Here is an 18,924-nt window from a genome sequence, read left to right as displayed (position 1 = left end):
ATGACACCCGAAGAATTCATTATTAGTGGAGCTAGTAGCCCTGACGATTTAATTGGTATGGCCGGTAAGGTCTCCAGGGTTCAAGTAAGAAAGGCATCCAAGAACACGGCTGGCACTCCAATTAAGTTATTACTCTACGGTGAGCCCGGTTGTGGAAAAAGTGAAACTGCTAAATGCATATCGGAGGCTCTATCTCCGGTCGGTCAACGCAACCGCCTAAGTGGTCAACATCTCACTGCGGATGACATTCGTAGCTGGATTGAGGACACGAAATATAGTCAACAGAGTTGGATCATTTGGGTTATTGAGGAAGTCGATTCGCTTAGCAAAGCAGCCCAAACACTGATATTACAATACATGGATCAGATGGGGCCATTTCATGCCCTGATCTGCACAAGCAATTGCGATTTGGATCATCTCTCTGACCGATTTCAAAGTCGCTTTCAAACTATCGAGGTCAAGCGCCCACAAGCTGAAGAAGTTGCTAACTTTATTTCAGGACGGTGGGCGATTGACTACGACATGGCATTCGAAATTGCCGAGGCCAACTACTGCGACGTTCGTGCTTCTCTCAATGATGCGCAGATGGAGTTGGACATGCAGGAATACGGGGAGGCGTCGGCATGATCATGGTTAGTCAGAGGATACCAGTAAGACTGACAAGCGACGAGTATGCGTTGCTTGACGGATTGAAGGACTCCTATCGCCTTTCGACGCGCACCGATGCAATGAAGAAGGCAATCCGTGTAGCGATGGCCTACCAGTTTGAAGATCCAGAAGCTATCCTCGGTCTGGAGTTTCGGACCCGCAGCACTCGTCCCTTTGTTTTTCGCGTCAATGCACTAGAGCTTAAAAGTCTCAATCTTCTTTGGCGACGATTCGCAGTTGAGCACAGCTACAAGCTTCGTTGCGCACTGCATCTCAGCGCCATGAGGAAGGGCATAGTGTATGACAAGAGCACTCAACCAGTATAATTTATGAACTGTTACACCCAAGAGACACCCACAGAACCCGGTTACTACTGGTGGTGGAACGGCAACAAAGATGATGCGCCCGGTCTGCTGCTCATCATGGGAAACGAAAATCACCTATGGGTATGTATCCATTATGATCCTCAAGCACGCCCTCCGTCACATGAAGTTTGGCGCGGGTGGTGGTCGAGGATTAGTGAACCTGCGTTGCCTTCAGATGATGTGCCAGAACCCGCCTATATTGAATCCAAGCAATGAGCTACCTGTTTCAACCTCCCCCGGTCGAAGCTGGGCCGATACAGCCTCGCCCCTATCAGGGTGAGTCCCTGGACTCCTTAGACGACCACTTGCGCACTAAGGTTAGTAATCCTTGTGTGGTAATTCCAACGGGCGGGGGGAAGTCGATTATAATGGCGTGGGCGATACAAAGATGGAAAGCGCAATACGCGCCGTTTCGCTGCTGCATCCTCGCACACCGTAAAGAGCTTGTTCAACAGAATGCTGAGGAGCTTATGGGCGTATGGCCAGAGGGAGACATCGGTCAGTATTCCGCAGGGCTTCGGCGCCGGGATGTAGATTGCTCGATCACTTATGCTAGCATTGATTCCATCTTTGATAAGTGGGGGGAGTTTCCGCCGTTTGATTGCCTGGTGATCGATGAGGCGCACCGCATCCCTGCCGCTGGTGAGGGTAAGTATCGTCAGTTCATTGAGGGGTGCAAAAAGCTCTCTCCACATCTTCGTGTAGTTGGCTTTACTGCCACACCTTACCGCATGGGCTGCGGTCCTATTTGCCACAAGGATCATATCCTAAATGAAATTTGCTACGAGGCGAACGTTGGTGATCTGATTCGCGATGGCTTCCTTTGTCCTTTGCGATCCAAAGTTGGCGATGTGCAGCCAGAGTTGGATAAAGTCCGGCGGAATTCTGGCGGTGACTACATCGTCAAAAGTTTGGCGGAAGCGGTCGAAGCCGATGGAGTCGTTTGTAAGGCGGTGCAATCTGCGATGGAGCACATTATTCGCGAGAACCGCCAAAGCATCGTTTTCTTTTGCGTGGATGTGGAACATTGTAAGCAGGTATCCGCCGAGTTGAGAAAGTATGGAATCGACGCACCTTGTGTGACCGGCAAGACGCCCCAGGCTCAACGAGACCGCATTGCCGAAGAATTTAAACAGGGTCGCTACCGCGCCATCTGTAATGTCAATGTTTACACGGAGGGCTTTAACGCCAAACGCGTTGATTGTGTGGTATTGCTTCGCCCGACATTGTCCAAGGGGCTGTATGTTCAAATGGTGGGCCGTGGCCTGCGCCTGCATCCATCGAAGACTGATTGCCTTGTTCTCGATTATGCGCACTGCATTGACGAGCACGGCCCGATTGACTGTATCGATGCAGGAGAGGTCAAGCTGGCCACCTGTGGCGGATGTGGCGATGTGTTCTCACGCCATGCCCGAGTCTGCCCCAACTGTGGTTGGGAAATTCCACCACAAGAGATTGAACGGATGGAAGCCGAGGAGCGTGAAAAGCGTATGCATGAGGCTGAGGCTTCGCGACGTGCGATTCTGGGAAGTGAACCAGAGACGTTGACTGTCGATAGCGTGTCCGTGCATCGCCATCGCAAGGAAGGTAAGCCGGACTCGATTCGCGTGCAATACCGATGTGGTCTGTCCACCTTTAAGGAATGGGTTTGCCTCGATCATGACGGCTTCGCTGGGCAGAAAGCCCGCGCATGGTGGACGGTTCGTTTTGGCCGTGAAGAAGCCGCAAGCACCTGTGTTGATGATGCCCTGAGCGATCTATTCCTGGCTCAGCGCATCCATGGCGTAACTAAGACAATCACGATTATCCGTCGCGGAAAGCATACCGAAATTACCGATTGCGAACTAGCAACAGCTAAGACCGAAACCGTTTACCATTAATGTCCACCTTCTTAGATCATGCCCTTAACTATTCAGACCGCAACTGGCCGGTGTTTCCCCTTACTCCGGGGGGAAAGGAGCCGCTCATTCCCAAAGCAAAAGGGGGCAACGGGTGCCTGGACGCCACCACGGATACGATGGTTATTCGGCGTTGGTGGAACAATGAGCCGCAAGCAAACATTGGACTGGCATGCGGCAAGGTATCGGGGTTCTTTGTGCTCGATGTTGATGGTGAACAGGGTTCGCGTTCCTTAACTGCGCTGGAATCCGAAATCGGCCCACTGCCAGAAACGCTGGAGCAAACTACCGGGACCGGCGGGCGCCATCTACTCTTCAAATACCCAGAAGGGCGCAAGGTCGGGAACCGGATTGGCTTTCGTCCCAAGTTGGACATTCGTGCGGATGGCGGCTACATCGTCATGGCGCCATCGATCCACCCAGACACCAAGCAAGCTTATCGTTGGCCTTACGGGGAGAATACGCCATTGGCTGAGGCTCCCGTAAAGCTGCTGGACATCATTGCCCCCAAACCCAAGCGCATTGCGCCCTGGGAACAGCCTCCTAAGCCCAAGCGCTCGGATTTCACACCATCGGGCGATAAGATCAAGGATCGCGCCCGCCTTTACCTTCAAGAGTGCGAGCCCGCAGTTCAGGGGCAAGGAGGACATGATAAACTGCTCTGGGCAGCGAGATCGCTCGTTATTGGCTTTGAGTTGGATGATGGGACTGCGCTTACGTTGCTCTGGGGGGAATATAATCCACGTTGTGTACCGGCGTGGGACCGAAGCGACCCCAAGGATGTTCGCGATTTTGAGCGAAAGGTTATTCAGGCGCGGGAAACGGGCTGTCTGAAACCTCGTGGATGGTTACTTGATGAGTATGACTTACGAGACGGCGATGCGGCCCTCGCAGCTCTTGGCCGTCAGAGTGCGGAGAATCTGTTGCAGGCTGCTTACACTATTCAAGACGAGTCCGTAGCGCCTACTTCTGAAGAGGGGGAATTCAATTTTGAATATCAGCCGTTTCCGATTGAGCTGTTACCTGACCCGATTCACCAGTATGCAGTCGAGTTGGCAAAGAGCATGGTGGTGGATGTGTCGGCCATTGGTTTGCCGCTTCTATGTGTCGCTGGTGGCGCGATGGGTAACGCTTGGGCCATTCAACTTAAGAAGGGGTGGATCGAGCGTCCTTGCATTTGGGTGGGGCTTGTGGCTCCGTCCGGTTCCAACAAGTCAGCGCCTTTGCGTGAACTGCTAGCGCCACTGGAGGAGGCCGTTCCCTTGGGTGACATCGATAAGCCGATGCTCAACCCGCAAAATCCGATGGTCGTGCGTGACGCGACGATGGAGGCTGTGGTTCAACGTCTACAAGAGAGCAAGCGAGGGTTGTTCTCGTTTCGTGACGAACTGGCCGGTTGGTTGGGAAGCTTCAACCAATATAAGAAAGGCGGGGGAGATGAGGCGGCATGGCTGGAGTTTTGGGGTGGTGGCACTTATCGGGTGGATCGCAAGACTCAGGATCAACCCACGATTATTCACAACGCCCTTGTATCCGTGTTGGGGGGCATTCAGCCAAAGGTTATGGCGCGCCTGCTAACTCCTGAGCAATTCGATTCCGGCTTTGTCCCGCGCACCCTTGTCGCCTGTCCGCCGACCAGACGCAGCTATTGGAGCGAGGATGAGGTGAGTGAGGAATCAAAGCTGGTTTGGAGGGATACGGTGCAATGGCTCAAGTCTCGTCCCTTTGCCCAGCTCGATACTAATACGGGAATCTACTCGCCCAACGTGATCGAGTTGAAGGGTAACGCCAAGCAGGCGTTCATTGCCTACGTGAATGAAAACGGTGAAGAGATGGAGAGCGCCAAGGATACTCCTCGCGCCTTCATGTCGAAGTCCACGACGGCGGCGGCTCGCCTAGCTCTGATTCACTGCGGTCTGTCGGCGAACTTTTCGGGCAAGCAAATGCCCAGTGAAATCCCGCTGGAGTCGATGCAAGCCGGGGTGGCTTGGGCGCGTTGGTCACTGCGGGAACAGCTTCGCGTGTTCGGATTCGCTAAGACTCAGACCAAGGATGATATGATTAACGACATCCTTCAGGCAGTCGAGAGCTACGGCGGCAAGGTGACATCCCGAAAGCTTCAACAGAATGGATTCCCGCGCAAGTTTGGGATGCCAGTGGATGCGAAGCACTGCAAGCAGCTCATGGGAATGCTCGTATCAGCGGGCAAGGCTCAGTGGAACAGCAAGACGGAGATTCAGCTAATATGAAAATCTTCAATCAATCTCGTGGCAACCATCCCTTCTCATTTCGCGCGGGAATAGGGAGACCGTTTCTTTCAAGTGCTGCTAACAGTTTCTCCTCATGCATCGGATGCCATCCGTCAGCATTGCTATCCCAGCAGGTGCGGCAGACCATAATTCCGTATAGGTCTGCTTTCTTACCCATATAACGATGAGGACCATGTACATAATCTGCCTCACATAAGTCGCATTGCTGAATAATCTCTTTCACGGATGGGACACTATGGGATGAGCAAACCATTTATCGACAATAAATTTCAGATGAAAAAAAACACCCTAGAGACCGCAACCATCGTCCTCCCACTGCCACCTGCTTGCCTGTCACCAAATAATCCGCCGGGCTCGCGGGGTGGCCGAATGAAGAAAGCCGCTGCTGTTAAGAAGTATCGGCGCCAAGCGAAAGAAGCCACTGCGGCCCTGGAGATTGAAGGTGGTTGGGAGCTGGCGACCGTGAAGGCAACTTTCTACCATAAGCAGAAGCGCCGCCGGGATGATGTGAATCACCTTGCTATGCTCAAGCCTGCCTACGACGGAATTGTAGATGCTGGCCTGCTGGTCGATGATGACTCGGATCACCTAAAGACTTTGCCGCCTATTTTTGAGATCGACCGACGATGTCCGAGGGTGGAGCTGCTAGTGACCTATGGCGAGCCAGATGCATAAGCGCCTGGCTCTTTTTCTACTGACTAGAACGAATTGGCTCGTGTGTGAGTTTGTGTGTTTTTTGCTCTTGACAAAAAGGCAATTGCTCTTATGATAAGGTGCATACTTAAAGAAATGCTACCAGAATTACACAGTTTGTTTCTTAAGCTTCAAAACCAAATAAAACAAAAAGAAGCCGAACTGCAGAAGCTTAAAGGATCCCTTGCTTCTGTTCGCGATGTCATGGAATTGCTCGGAGAAGTAGAGGGGATCGATTTTGAAATCATCATTGATGAAGATAAGTCGGATGAGGATAACTTGAGGCGCGCTCTAGCTGCTGCTTCCATGACCTTAGCTGAGAAAGTAGATGCCTCGGTGGTTGAAATGCCCCAAGATTTCTCGACCAGTGAGATTTGTGACTACATGGAGATGTTGTATGGAGGAATCAACCGGGCCAATGTCAGCACCATACTTGCTGGGATGGTTGATGAGGGCAAGCTCTCTGTGTTGCGTAAAGGCCAGGGGCGTGCTCCGACAATTTTCCATCGAATCCATCAAGATGAACTCGATGGGCTATGATTTTACAACCAACTAAAAGTTATGAAAAGAAGAGTAGAAAGCGCCTTTTAATGGTCTAGGCGCGATGACACAAATAATCCCCCGACCGAGCGAACCGTGGAAAGCGAGCTTGAGAGGGGGGACTATTTTCGAGGGGGTGGTGTGGACACGTAGCGGGCCTTCTAATCCATGCTACAGGGGTTCGAATCCCCTCACCTCCACTTCTTTATTTAGATTACAATAGCTCTCTCACCAACTAGATGTCAATGACTTTCTAGTGACTAGAAAACCACTATCAGCTATACCTTGTCTTTAAACTTTAGGTGTAGCTGGTAGTGGTCTTTTATTTTTAGCTTTTGCTATTACTTTTCTATGATCTCTTTAATATGCGTCCAACTGTTGCATGTCGCCATGTCCCAGAGCGGGAAGCTTGGGCGTGTGTTTCGTTCAGTTGCTTGGCAATGGCGTTGAGGCTTAGCCTTTCCGAGTGTAGTCGCTGAATTTCGGAGATGGCTGCTTGTTCTACCTCATCCTGAACCATATGCCCTGGACGTTCGGGGTCATCACGAAATCCGTAGGGGCAGTTGCTCGACATCTTCCGCCCATTCGCCTGATGGTGATGCATGGCGTGCTGTGTGCGGAGGGAGATCAGCTTGCGCTCGTATTCGGCAATACTGGCCAGTATCTGGCGCACCATTTCGTGCTCGGGGCCGTCGCCTTCGATGTCTCCAGATACGGCGGCGATACTGGCGTCCTTAGCTTTGACTGCACGGTTGATCTGTTCGGATAGGTAGACGTTACGTGCGAGGCGGTCTCGCTTATAGACGAGCAAGGTTTCCCCAATTTCCAAGCCCTCGATCGCTTCCCATAACTTGAGCCGGTATTCGTCGGCTCCACTGGCGTCGGGATCGTAGATGACTCGTGAGACTTCCCAGCCTTGTGCCTCCGCATGCTTACGGCAAAGCGCCTCTTGGGTCTCGCAGCTCTCGCTCTCGTCAGCTTTGCGACGAGGCGAGAACCGGGTATAGATGGTGCATTTGGGCATGGTTAGAAGAGCTTCGACCGGCGGGCTGTTTTAGTGCGTCGGCGCTTAGGTCGGTTGGCGTCGGTGTGGCGTTTTACTGCGATTCGATACACTGCGTCAATCGGCAGAGTGAAAGACGTTCTGCGGCCTGATTCGCGCAGATGCAGAACGTCTCCCTCTCCAATAGTGACTACTACCTTGTTGACGAATCCCCCAAAGCGGTAAGAGCTACGTGTGCGACGGGTGACAGGCTTATTTGTTTCGGTCATTGCTGCCCTTTCGCTTTGGCGATGGCGTTAGCAACCTTTGACCAAATTGGATTATTCATTTCACCAGCAACTCTCATTGCGGCAAAATCCTGAAGCGATTCAAGAGCCTCCAGTAGCTCAGGAGCAGCAGCAATCAGACGGGCGTTTGTTTCAATCTCGTCCAGATTTCGTAGTGGGAACCCATCGACTTTTGCGATATACTTACCCCCTTTTTGGTGAATTACAGCGATCTGCTTGGCTCCTCCAAATGTCGTGGTCCACGGTCCTGGAGTATGTTGTATTTCTGTTTTCATATAATGCTATATTTGATGGTTAAAATAGAGCCTTGGCGCTCTATGGGCGGGCCGGGTAAGCAGCCCGCCGGTAGAACGTCAGGATTCGGACGTGATGCGGTCTAGAGCCGTCGCAATGAAATTGCTCCGGTTGCGGTTTTCGGTCGCGGCTAGCTTGTCGATTTTCTTCACAAGGTCTTGTGGCAAGCTAATGCTGATTTGTGTTTTTCCGGGTGCCCGGTTGGTCTTGGTGTTTTTCTTCTTAGACATGATGTGTTGTTGATTTCTGGTTTATTTGGTTAGGGTTAAAAATACTGTTTCCACATTGGTTCCTTCGGCTTTGAAGCTGCACGCTGGCAGTGGTTGCCAAGTCGTAGCGATACCCTCAAAGGCTTCGCGACGGTGCTTGGTGTTCATGCATATTGCAGCCAGCATTCCGCTTGGAGACAGAAATTGCAGAGCGTGGTTGATGTGCCGAATGTCTGCCCGCATGTGAAAGGGCGGATTCATGAGCACTATATCAAACAACCCGAGTTCGTTTGGTGACTGAGTGAGGAAGTCACGCTGTAGAAGAGTGACGCCCTTGCGTTCCTGTTGGAACAGTTCGGCGGCTAGCTGTGGCGCTTCTTCAATCGCTGTAATTTCAGCGGATGGAAAGCGAGCCCTTGCTGCGTCGATCAATCGAGCTAGCCCAGCGGAGGGCTCAAGAATGCGCGGGGGCTGACCTGCAAAAGGTATGAAGCGTAAAGCATCAACCATCATTGCGGCTATACTCGGCGGCGTTTGGAAAAGCTGATAGGCTGACACGGCGCGGGGGGCGGTCCCGTTCTCATGGCGTTGCCGCAAGCCCTCGAAGAGAGGGCGAGCGGCGTCCATGTCGGCACGTCGTTGATCGTTTTGCACGCGAAGCGATTGCAGACGGTGGAGGGTTTCCGGGTTCATGCGGTTGCCTTTTGGTAAGTTCCAGCCTCGCGGAAAAGCATGTCTAACTCGTCGGAGATTTCAGCATGACGCCACATGCGCGACTCTGCCCACTTGGCGCGGTTGAGTTGGTTCCATGCATTCAGTGTTTCGTCGGTAAGCTCGGACTCGTTGCGCTTGGCGATGACTGCTAAGTGGCATAGCTCAAGGTTTTCTTTGCACCATGCGCGGGCTTCGGCTTTGGGATTGGTGAACACTTCCGGGGGAAGTGGCTTTTGCGGCTTGTCGGTCAAAATGATCACATGGCGATGATGACAGCGGACTTTGCAAAGATTGCGGTATGGGCTGGGGCGGAGTGCGCGGCCTGTGTCTTTCTGCCCGCCTTCTTCGATGCAAACGGATTCACAAGCGGCATATGTTCCTTTGCTTTGTGCGGAATATTCGGCCTGTGTCATACGGTGGACCTCAGCGGGCTTGTCTCGTTTGTAGAACGGATCAGTATTCCAAACTGCTTGCAGGCGCTCGGCGTCGGCGTCGGTCGGATTGATGAGTTGCAAAGCCTTTGGACCTTTCGCCTTGGCGGCTTTGATGGCTTTTTTGACCTTGGCCAGCTCGGCTTTACTTTCGTCAGTCGGGGCCTTGTAGGCAGCAGGGTCTAGGCGCTGGGTGTCAATTTGGTATTCTGCCCACTCAGTGCCTTTGATGTTCCGGGCCTTATAGGTGTAGCCTTCGACCTTGGGACCGATCACAGCAACGGAAGTTACGCGCTTGGTGGCGTTGCTTCTGTTGACTCGCAAAATGAGCTTACCGCCAAGTTTACCGCCGGGCTCAATGTCGGATTGCTCCAGGCGTCCGCCTTGGGCTTTCAACATTTGGTTTTCATAGGCAATGCGGTTTTGCAAATGACGATGCCGGCGGGCGGTTCTGGTGTCGTGCCATTCGTCGGCGTCTGGGTTGTGGTGGCGGGCTTGGTAGATTGCTACAGCTTCGGCGGGTGTGATCGGTTTGCCGTAGCCGTCCTTATCCATCGTTAGCAGGCTGTAGAGGTTTGAACCGTTTTCACGAATGTAAGAATTCGTCACTTCTTCTGGGCGTGGGTGTAGGTAGCGAGCTAGGCCGTTGCCAATGCTGGATGCTTTCAACGCGGCTTGCATATCGTCGCCCACCTTTGCCCATGCTTGCCAACGCTGGCGGCATTCAATAATCGTGCGCTCTACGTCGCGCAGTTCGCTTTCTAGGCGCTTGATTCTCCCCATGCGAACGCCGGGGGAGGAGATATAGAGCGCATGGCGAATTACTCCGGCGGTACGGTGCTGCCAATATTCGGCCTTGTCCCATGCATTGACGGCGTGGTCTGCTAGGCGGTCGTGTCTTCTGGCGGCGCGTTGGGCTTTGGCTTCGTTCTGGAAGCCGTGGGCGAGTGGCTGGCCAGCATAGGCGCCTGCATGGTTGTGAGCCTCGGCAAGCCGCTTATCGCAGTAACCTCCGAAACGCTCGGCGCGATCTGCGGCGCGTTCTGCGGGCTCTTGGTCCTCGTCTCCGATTACTCCCTCGCCATAGGCTAAGGCGGTGTCTTCGCGTCTGGTGGACCATGTCGCAACGAAATCGCTCTCTTGCTTAGGTGTGGAAGTCCACCCCTCATCTTTAAGCGCAATGTATTCTTCGCGTGGGACTCTACCAACGTAGAGCCTTAGCTTGTTATCCTCCGGGCAATAAGTTGCTTCCCCGGTTTGGATTTCTGATTGATCTAGTTTCATTTTATGGTGTCGTTTCGGTTAGGGGCCAGCGTTGCCGCGCTGCGGCTCGTCGGTGTCGGCGAGCCATGCCCCGTAAATTTAGTACCCCAGCCAGATAAGAACGTCGGCGGACGAGTAGCTTTGACGGTCGCCGACTTCGCTTAGAAATTCCTCAATGCTGGCATTGTGCTTGCGGATTTCGGCAATGGCGCTCTCGCGGCTCATGGTCACGGGGGCGGTAACGGCTTCGTCGTAGGTCATAAATCCGTAGCTCATGGGTTAGCCTTCGCTTTGGATTGCTGCCAATGCCTCAAGCGCCTCAACGGCCAGCTCGGCTTCCACTACGCGCTTGTAGGGGGCTCCCCATGGTGCGCCATCACGGCCAAAGTCGATACAGCCGAGTGCAACCAAGATTCTGCCCTGTGCATCGCGGCATGTGCAAACCCACTGCTCCCATGCCGGGGCTTCGTCGCTCCATTCGCTGGAGTCGCAAACATCCTGAGTCCAATTGAAATCAAGCTCATGCTCTAAGGCTGCGTTCTCAGCGTTGGCCAACTCATGGGCGTGACGGAGTTTGCCTTGTTCCTCAGTCTCTTGGGCGGGTGCATAGCCGAACCCTGCGTGCTTGTAAAAGAAAGCCTCTGCTTTCGGTAGGTCAGGTGTGGTTTGAGTGTTCATTGTGCTGCCATAGTTGCACATAGGCTGCCTTGTGTCAACGTAAATAATTTACGATTCGTAAATTTTCAACGCATCGACAATTTTTCAATCTCTTGTCTATTCCCTTCGTGGATTGCTTCGGCACTCATTATGTATTCAAATGAATACTATGCAAAAGTTTATTATTCAAACGTCTAAGGGCTGGTATCACGGGGGGAAGTCGCGGCGAGATCGATGGCTAGCTTCTGTTTGTAATTCCTGGGGATTCAACCAAGAGCGATTTTACTCTGTGTGTGATCCTCAGGACGCTCAGCGTTTCGACTCTCCGGATGATGCATGGCGCTTCATTGATCAGAATCGCGGATGGTTTGATACTCGTCATGGCTTAGATGTCCTACCAGTGACTGAGGATGGCTATTGGCTCCCAGAGGGCTAGGGTTCAATTATTTTTGAATTTTTGTTAGTTTTGTTGGCATGTATGTACTGTAGTAGCTAATTAGAACACCCTAGGATTGCAGAGATACCCCAGAGGTTAGGTAAGTATATATACTTATATTACTAACATATACTAACATATTACTACTATACTACTTTTACTAACTTTCCTAACGTTTCAGTGCGCCATTATGGCTCAGCCGGTTCTCGACCATAGTCCAGCCGCTTTTCTCCTCTACTTATGCGTTGGTGCAACCTCAGCGATTATCTCTCTCACTCATCAGCACTTTTGCACTGCTCATCGATCTCGGCGGGGGCAGCTTGAGGCGAAATAATTTTGAAATTCTGATGATGTATCTTAGGTTGCTATTGTGATATGTTGTGATCGCTTTGGCTCATAGGGTTCCCTATGTGCAAGGGTTGAATCCTCCTTGCGCTTGTATTTGCCTCTGTGGACACGCGTATTTGCACACCGTGTATTGTGCGGGATCAGTGCACCCAAGGGCTTGAGGGAGCGCTGGTAGGCCCTGAGGGCATGGGGGAGGTAAAGGAAACGGGACTCCCAGGCATGGCCGGAATCTTTACCAAGCCCCCCGGTCAATCTGCTCACCAGAAGTTAAGTTACCCCCCGCCCGACGTGTGCCTACTTTTCGGTGGCGTCTGTTGCAATGCAGAGGGCGTCAAAAAGTCATGAAATGGCAATTGACGAATGGTAAATTATTTGCACAACGTAAATGCGCAATGGGTCGTAAAGGCAAAGTAGATACCAATGATACCGATGACAAGAGTCAGGAATCGGCGGGTGCTGCTACTGACCTTGATCACTTCGACACGTCGTGCCTTTCGGGGCGTACTGCCTCTGAGCCTGAGATCATCCGCTGGGTAGCAAACAACATCGATAATCCGTTGGCATGCCCAGAGAACTGCCCCTCTCCATTTGCATGGACGCTGCTTAAGGATTGCCGCGTGAGCATGGAGACCCGCTTTTTCTTCATGGAAAAGCTCTGGGCTAAATTGATCCCGGCACGTTCAACGTTCAACGAGGACGATGACAAGCGCGAGGAAGACGGCGCCGAGATCGTGGGCGTTATCGACCGCATCCGTGCGGCTCGCGACAGCGCTATTGATGCAGTGATAGATCGGAGGCAAAACTAATGAGGCTTCCTGACTGGATCGTTGCTATCGTGATTACCCTGTTTGGCTTCCGTAAGGTCGAGCGTCTGTTCGTCAAAAACCGGAGGGCACGCAAGTGAAGTGCCCCCATTACGGACTGGTCCCGAAGTCGATGGACGCGAATTTGCTGTTCCGCCGCGATCTTTTGATGATGGCCAGCACGGACCCGTCAGCGGCGAAACAGATCAAACAGATGTGCGCTGAGGATCTGCTGTTCTACGTCAATGCCTTCTGCTGGACCTATGACCCGCGATGCCCAGTAAGCCGGATGCCATTCATCACGTATCCTGAATTTCAGGATGATGCGATGTTGAGTATCGTTGAGTGCGTGGAGCGTGGGGAGGACTTCTCCATGCCCAAAAGCCGTGACATGGGCGCGAGCTGGATTGGCCTTACGGTATTTGAGTGGTTCTGGCACTTCCGTGAAAATCTCAGCTTCTTGCTGATCAGCCGAAATGAGGACTACGTGGATAAGCGTGGAAATCCTAAGTCCCTTTTCTGGAAGATCGATTTCCTTCACGAGAATCAACCGCGTTGGCTGTTGCCCGATGGGCGTTGGCAGGGGTGGAAAGACCCGAATCGCAAGATGCTTCACTTGGCGAACGCTGAGAATAAGAGCGTGATCGACGGTGAATCCACTACTGGCGATGCAGGTCGAGGCGACCGCCGGACAGCCATGTTCATTGACGAGCATGCAGCATTTGAACTGAACGATGGTTTCCGTGTTTTGCGGGCAACGCGTGATACAACCAAGTGTCGTGGGTTCAACTCGACCCCCCAGGGCGCCAATAATGGATTCTACGAAGTAGTCCACAAGACTGCCGCTCGTCAGATTCGCCTGCACTGGTCAAAGCACCCCGAGAAAAACAAGGGACTCTACACGACTGACGAGCAAGGGAACCTTAAGCTCCTGGACAACTTCCGTGGACGTGTAGAGGTCGCCATCAAGGGCGAAGTTGGTAAGCGCACTTACAACTATCCCGAGGATTATCCTTTCCGTCTGGATAAGAAGCTCCGCTCGCCGTGGTATGACAACGAGTGCGCCCGTTGTGTATCGGAGATGGAAATCGCCCAGGAACTGGACATCGACTTTCTAGGCTCCGACTATCAGTTTTTTGATAACGAGTTTATTGAGCTCTACATCAAGCGTCATTGCGAGAGCCCAGTTTTAAAGGGACGCCTGGAGTATGATGACGAGACTTTGGAGCCAAAGCGTTTTGTTGAGGATGAACGCGGAGACCTGTGGCTTTGGAACACTTTGAGTAGCGAGGGCCGTCCACCCAAAGACCGCGAATACGTTATGGGAACTGACGTTTCCGCTGGGACCGGCGCATCTAATTCCGTTTCCTGTGTTGTTGATCGAAATACCGGGGAGAAGGTTGCGGTGCTCAGGACACCGCACCTTCGACCCAACCCCTTTGCAGGCTACTCGATAGCTTTGGGGAAATTCTTCAACAAGGCATTCAAGACCTGGGACGCCAGCGGGCCAACTGGGAAGGTTTACACACAGCGAGTCATCAAGAATGGCTACGGCAATGTTTACTACCGTCGTGCAGAAACCAAGGTTACTCAGGACATTACGAGCGAGCCCGGATACTACCTGAACCCCAAGGCGCGTGAAGCCGTTCTTGAAGACTACCGCGAGGCTCTTTCCAAGTTCAGCTATATCAATCGCTCAGAGATGGGGATGCGTGAGTGTATGCAGTTCATTCGCAAACCGGATGGCACCATTGAGCATAGCGCCTCTGCGAATTCGCAAGACCCCTCTGGCGCTCGAACAGCCCACGGCGACGAAGTGATTGCCGATGCACTGGCCTGCTTGGGCTTGGAAGCTCGTGGCCACTACACACCAGATGCACAGGAACAAGAAATTCCAGTCGGGTCACTCGCCTGGCGTATGAAGCAAAAGGCCGACAAAGAAGCGGCTAAGAAACAAGACCAACTAGGAGCAGGATGGTGAAAGACCTTGGCATTAACTTTGAGCAGCTAAAGACGGCAGTCGATTGGAGTGTTAGCCAATTGGATAAGCCGCGTCGTAATCGAGTGGAGGCGATCCGCGAATATGTGGGGATGCACTATGCCGAGAACGGCTCCGAGAAGCGTGTGCCAACAAACTTTCTTGAGTTGGCAGTGACGATCTATACCCGCCAACTTATTGCCCGGTCTCCACGCGTGATGGTGTCTGCGGCCAACCGCCAGTTGCGCCCGCAAGCACGCTCCATGCAAGTTGCGCTGAATCAGGTGCCCAAGGAAATCGGACTCGATGCTACTTTGCGCCGCGCCGTGGTGGAAGCCATGTTCTCTTTCGCAGTGGTCAAGGTCGGCATTGCTTCCAGTGGCACAGCGATCCTGGGGCATGATCATGGTGAGCCCTATGTCGATCTCGTGTCGATCGATGACTACTTTTGCGACATGACCGCTAAGTCGCCGGGAGCCATCCAGTTTGAAGGAAACGACTACTGGCTCCCGGTTGATGAGGTGGAAGGCATCTTTGGAAAGAAGCTGGAGCATGACTCTTTCACCGTCCAAGGCAGCGAAGGCGAACCTCGTGCCGAAGGCATTTCCTCGGATGAGGGAGCCGATCTCTACAAGGAAAAGGTTTGGCTCCGCGACGTGTGGATTCCATCGACCGGCCAGCTTGTCACCTATACCGTCAAGACTGGCAAGCTACTCCGCGTGATCGACTGGGATGGCCCTGAATGCGGACCCTATATCACTCTCGGTTTTTCGGAGGTTCCTGGAAATCTTCTACCGCTTCCGCCGGTTGCACTATGGCGTGATTTACATGAGCTTGGTAATTCACTGTTCCGTAAGTTGGGCCGTCAGGCTGACAGCAAGAAATCGGTGGCCGCATTTCAGGGTGGCAACGATGATGATGTCAACGCCCTCAAGAGAGCCGATGACGGTGATGGCATTCGCTACAACGGCCAGAAACCAGAGCAGATTCAAGTTGGTGGCATTGATGCGCCAACGCTGGCTTTCTACCTGCAAGTACGTGATCTCTTTAACTACTTCGGGGGCAACCTGGACAGTCTAGGCGGACTGGCGGCGTCATCGGAAACCGTTGGTCAGGATCGGCTACTTTCCGAGGCGTCGGGCGCCCGTCTTTCCTTCATGAAGGAACAGGTCATCGACTTCGTGAAGAAGATTTTTGAAGCGCTGGCGTGGTATGAATGGACCGATCCAGTACGCGAGCGTATCATCGAAAAAGACGTTCCTGGAACAAGCATCAAGGTAGTCAGCAAGTGGAGCGCCGACACCCGCGAAGGTGACTTCGTTCAATACAACTTCGATATCGACGTGCATTCGATGCAGGACGATTCGCCGACTACGAAGCTCCGTAAAGTGGCAGAGGCATTGCAGAATTATATTCTGCCACTCATGCCTTACATTCAACAGCAGGGCGGTCAGATCAACATGCAATCCCTAGTGGAAATGGTGAGTCGCTTGGGGAATATACCAGAGCTGGACGATATCGTTGTCTTTCAAAATGTGACAACTGGAGACCCCGTTCAGGGCAACCCTCAGCCCCAGGTCTCTCCAGCACAAACAAAACGCACCTACGAGCGTATCAGCCGATCTGGCGCTACTCGACACGGCAAGGATGACGTGATGAGCCGCTTACTTATGGGAGGTAACGTTCAAAAGGCTGAGGGGGCCACAATCGGAAGTATTTAATCATGCCAGTATATTGCTACAGAGACCCGGATGGGATCATTCACGAACGCGTCTATCACATGGGCGAGGCTCCGCAGGTCATCGACACGGACGCAGGCCCAGCTAAGCGCGACTTTGGCGCTGAGGGAGTGGGCGTTCCCCCGACAAAGGGATGGCCGCTCGAATGCGTGGCCAGCGGAGTGAATTCCGAGCAGGCCGGGGAGTTGCGTAGCGAACTGGCTCGCAAGGGAGTCCCCACGGAAGTTACTGGCGATGGCAACCCTATCTACCGTGATGCGAATCATCGGAAGAAAGCGCTTAAGGTGCGTGGGCTTCATGACCGCTCATCCTTTTCTTAACTCAACACACATCATAACATGGCAGAAAAAAACGAAGAAACCGACACGAAGGTAGAGCCCGAACTCGCCAACGAAATTAATGCGGCAGTGGAGGACTCCCTGAAGGTTGAGCCCGCTGAGGACAAGGGCGGCGATAAGCCGAAGTCCGAGGAAGAAATTTTAACCCCCGATGACGACGTTCCGGGTGGTGATAACCAGGAGGAGGATTCCCCTGGAGAAGAGAATAACGACGAGGGCGAAGGCAAACCCAAGACCGACACCAAAGACGAGCCTGACGGCAAGAAGGTGGAGGAATCGGATATTACCGACGCCCACGTTGAGCGCGCTATTAAGGCAGGCATGTCTATCTCTGAGGCGCGTTCATTCAAGGATGCTAAGTCCCTTGAGCGTATCGTTGGACTGTTGGAGGCCCGACAGAAGGACGTAAATCAGGGTGCGGACAAACCCAAGGAGGAAGAAGCAAGCGAGAGTGATCCGCTGGCGGACATCCCCGACCTTGATCCCGAGGAATATGATGAAGGAATCATCAAGGGATTTAATGCGATGAAATCCATTATCGCATCCCAGCAAAAAACCATCCGTGAACAAAGTGAGTCCATCAAGGCAATTCAGGGCAGTGGTCAGCAGTCGTGGTTCGATTCCCAAGTTTCAGCACTCGAAGTGCCAGACTCGGATAAGACCGCAAAACGTGACGACCTGAAAACCAAGTTCGATGTGTTGTCTGCCGGTTACAAAGCTGCCGGTCAAGACGTTAGCCAGGACACCATCTTTGAAGAAGCAGTTGGCATGGTGTTGGGTGATTCCGTCCGCGAATCCAAGGAGCAAAAGAAGGCAGACGCGCTCAAGAAGCGCAACGGCCAACACACGCAACGCCCCACAGGGGCGAAGCCCAAACCCTCCTCCGATGTCGAATCGGAGACAGCAAAGCAACTTGACCGTAAATTCTTTGGTCAAAGTTAATCATAATAAATCACCATAGAAAGGAACGTTTGTAATGAATTACAGCGACATCGATGACGCGGTTCTGCTGACGCAGAGCAACTTCATCAAAAAGGGCGCCTTCGTGGATATGCAGACCGATCTGCAAGACCATGTCGCCGTCCGTGAAATGTGGAAAGACCGAAAGAAGGTCTTTAGTGGTGGTCTCAACTGGCGCTTCGACGTGCAGATGGATCACAACCACTCCGCACGCACCGTTGGCCTCTATGAGAACGACGGCTCCAGTGTGAGCGACACCATGAAGAAGGGCGAAGTCCCGGTTCGTCATGTCAACGCTCACTACATCTACGACCAGCGCGAACCCGATTTCCAGCGCGGCGGCGCGGCCATTGTTGATTTGGTCAAGACCCGCTACACTGCGATGATCGTCAGCGTCTATGAACTGTTGGAAGAACTCCTGTGGGGCAAGCCTACGGATTCCAGCGACGACAAGACCCCGTTCGGTATCGCTTACTGGATCACCAAGCACGCAACCGAGGGCTTCAACGGAGGCAACCCGGCAGGATTCTCCGATGGTCGCGCAGGCATCAGCACCGTGGACTACCCGCGTTGGGCCAACTGGACCGCGCAGTATGCAGACGTTAGCAAGGAAGACTTGCTTCGCAAGATGCGCCGCGCCCACCGCAAGACCAAGTTCCGCTCCCCGGTTTCCCATGCTACCCATGATTTGGGCTCCATGAAGAACGGCATCTACACCAACGACACTGTCATTGGTTTGCTGGAGGAAATCCTGGAAGCCCAGAATATGAACCTTGGCAACGATCTGGCCAGCAAGGACGGCAAGGCGGTGTTCAAGTCCACTCCGGTGCAGTATGCTCCGTATCTGGACGAGGACGCGACGGACCCGATCTACATGCTAGATTGGAAGTGGCTGGTCTGTGGCGCCATGGCTGGCTGGGAAAACAATGTGGGTGCCCCCTACATGGTTCCCAATAAGCACCTGGTTCGCCGCGTGGACCTCGACGCTTCGTTGAACATGATCTGCACCGACCTTCGTCGTCAGGCAGTCATCTCGAAGTAAACTCAAAC

19 protein-coding genes and 1 tRNA gene are annotated in these 18,924 nt (G+C 53.0%); 13 read left to right on the top strand and 7 right to left on the bottom strand.

Going from position 1 to position 18,924, the window contains the following annotated elements; translation table 11 throughout:
- The 7 genes from RBB63_RS05815 (at position 1) to RBB63_RS05785 (ending at position 6,614) form a co-directional block, all read left to right on the top strand.
- Positions 1-627, top strand: a complete 627-nt coding sequence (locus RBB63_RS05815) for an AAA family ATPase (protein ID WP_309382034.1) — start codon at positions 1-3, stop codon at positions 625-627.
- Positions 624-974, top strand: a complete 351-nt coding sequence (locus RBB63_RS05810; protein ID WP_309382032.1) for a hypothetical protein — start codon at positions 624-626, stop codon at positions 972-974. The genes RBB63_RS05815 and RBB63_RS05810 overlap by 4 nt, the downstream gene beginning before the upstream one ends.
- Before the next feature lie 251 nt (positions 975-1,225).
- Positions 1,226-2,893 carry a DEAD/DEAH box helicase family protein gene (locus RBB63_RS05805; RefSeq protein ID WP_309382030.1) on the top strand — a complete coding sequence of 556 codons (1,668 nt, stop codon included), beginning with the start codon at positions 1,226-1,228 and terminating at the stop codon, positions 2,891-2,893.
- The gene (locus tag RBB63_RS05800) at positions 2,893-5,160 is read left to right on the top strand and encodes a DUF3987 domain-containing protein (RefSeq protein WP_309382028.1); all 2,268 of its coding nucleotides are present in this window, start codon (positions 2,893-2,895) and stop codon (positions 5,158-5,160) included. The genes RBB63_RS05805 and RBB63_RS05800 overlap by 1 nt, the downstream gene beginning before the upstream one ends.
- 294 nt (positions 5,161-5,454) lie before the next feature.
- Positions 5,455-5,856, top strand: coding sequence for a hypothetical protein (locus RBB63_RS05795; protein WP_309382026.1), 402 nt, complete (start codon positions 5,455-5,457; stop codon positions 5,854-5,856).
- A 114-nt stretch (positions 5,857-5,970) separates the two neighbouring features.
- Positions 5,971-6,414: a hypothetical protein gene (locus tag RBB63_RS05790; protein ID WP_309382020.1), complete on the top strand. Its 444-nt coding sequence runs from the start codon at positions 5,971-5,973 to the stop codon at positions 6,412-6,414.
- A 132-nt stretch (positions 6,415-6,546) separates the two neighbouring features.
- Positions 6,547-6,614: transfer RNA gene (locus RBB63_RS05785), tRNA-OTHER, on the top strand.
- A gap of 149 nt (positions 6,615-6,763) precedes the next feature.
- On the opposite strand, the gene RBB63_RS05780 is transcribed toward RBB63_RS05785, so the two are convergent.
- The 7 genes from RBB63_RS05780 to RBB63_RS05750 form a co-directional block, all read right to left on the bottom strand.
- Positions 6,764-7,438, bottom strand: a complete 675-nt coding sequence (locus tag RBB63_RS05780) for a recombinase family protein (protein WP_309382017.1) — start codon at positions 7,436-7,438, stop codon at positions 6,764-6,766.
- A gap of 244 nt (positions 7,439-7,682) precedes the next feature.
- A complete protein-coding gene (locus RBB63_RS05775; RefSeq protein WP_309382015.1) occupies positions 7,683-7,979 on the bottom strand; it encodes a hypothetical protein in 297 nt (98 codons plus the stop codon).
- A 78-nt stretch (positions 7,980-8,057) separates the two neighbouring features.
- Entirely contained in the window at positions 8,058-8,228 is a 171-nt protein-coding gene (locus RBB63_RS05770) for a CopG family ribbon-helix-helix protein (RefSeq protein ID WP_309382013.1), read from the bottom strand.
- Positions 8,229-8,249: 21 nt separating this feature from the next.
- Positions 8,250-8,900 carry a methyltransferase gene (locus RBB63_RS05765; protein WP_309382011.1) on the bottom strand — a complete coding sequence of 217 codons (651 nt, stop codon included), beginning with the start codon at positions 8,898-8,900 and terminating at the stop codon, positions 8,250-8,252.
- Positions 8,897-10,636: a DUF3560 domain-containing protein gene (locus RBB63_RS05760; protein WP_309382009.1), complete on the bottom strand. Its 1,740-nt coding sequence runs from the start codon at positions 10,634-10,636 to the stop codon at positions 8,897-8,899. Before RBB63_RS05760 ends, RBB63_RS05765 begins: the two co-directional genes overlap by 4 nt.
- Before the next feature lie 78 nt (positions 10,637-10,714).
- Positions 10,715-10,891: a hypothetical protein gene (locus RBB63_RS05755; protein WP_309382007.1), complete on the bottom strand. Its 177-nt coding sequence runs from the start codon at positions 10,889-10,891 to the stop codon at positions 10,715-10,717.
- A gap of 3 nt (positions 10,892-10,894) precedes the next feature.
- The gene (locus RBB63_RS05750; protein WP_309382005.1) at positions 10,895-11,293 is read right to left on the bottom strand and encodes a hypothetical protein; all 399 of its coding nucleotides are present in this window, start codon (positions 11,291-11,293) and stop codon (positions 10,895-10,897) included.
- A gap of 1,104 nt (positions 11,294-12,397) precedes the next feature.
- Between RBB63_RS05750 and RBB63_RS05745 the strand changes: the two genes are divergently transcribed.
- The 6 genes from RBB63_RS05745 to RBB63_RS05720 all read left to right on the top strand — a co-directional run bounded on the left by RBB63_RS05745 (position 12,398) and on the right by RBB63_RS05720 (position 18,916).
- Entirely contained in the window at positions 12,398-12,862 is a 465-nt protein-coding gene (locus tag RBB63_RS05745) for a hypothetical protein (RefSeq protein ID WP_309382003.1), read from the top strand.
- Positions 12,863-12,956: 94 nt separating this feature from the next.
- Positions 12,957-14,840 carry a terminase large subunit gene (locus tag RBB63_RS05740; protein WP_309382001.1) on the top strand — a complete coding sequence of 628 codons (1,884 nt, stop codon included), beginning with the start codon at positions 12,957-12,959 and terminating at the stop codon, positions 14,838-14,840.
- Positions 14,834-16,558, top strand: a complete 1,725-nt coding sequence (locus RBB63_RS05735; RefSeq protein WP_309381999.1) for a hypothetical protein — start codon at positions 14,834-14,836, stop codon at positions 16,556-16,558. The genes RBB63_RS05740 and RBB63_RS05735 overlap by 7 nt, the downstream gene beginning before the upstream one ends.
- A gap of 2 nt (positions 16,559-16,560) precedes the next feature.
- Positions 16,561-16,896, top strand: coding sequence for a hypothetical protein (locus RBB63_RS05730; protein ID WP_309381997.1), 336 nt, complete (start codon positions 16,561-16,563; stop codon positions 16,894-16,896).
- Positions 16,897-16,914: 18 nt separating this feature from the next.
- Positions 16,915-17,856 carry a hypothetical protein gene (locus RBB63_RS05725; RefSeq protein ID WP_309381995.1) on the top strand — a complete coding sequence of 314 codons (942 nt, stop codon included), beginning with the start codon at positions 16,915-16,917 and terminating at the stop codon, positions 17,854-17,856.
- 34 nt (positions 17,857-17,890) lie between these two features.
- Positions 17,891-18,916, top strand: coding sequence for a phage major capsid protein (locus tag RBB63_RS05720; RefSeq protein ID WP_309381993.1), 1,026 nt, complete (start codon positions 17,891-17,893; stop codon positions 18,914-18,916).
- Positions 18,917-18,924 lie beyond the last annotated feature (8 nt).

This window comes from Cerasicoccus frondis, assembly GCA_031296915.1.
GTDB lineage: Bacteria > Verrucomicrobiota > Verrucomicrobiia > Opitutales > Cerasicoccaceae > Cerasicoccus > Cerasicoccus frondis.
Note: the sequence above shows the minus strand (reverse complement) of the source record. Positions and strands in the feature narration are given on the sequence as shown.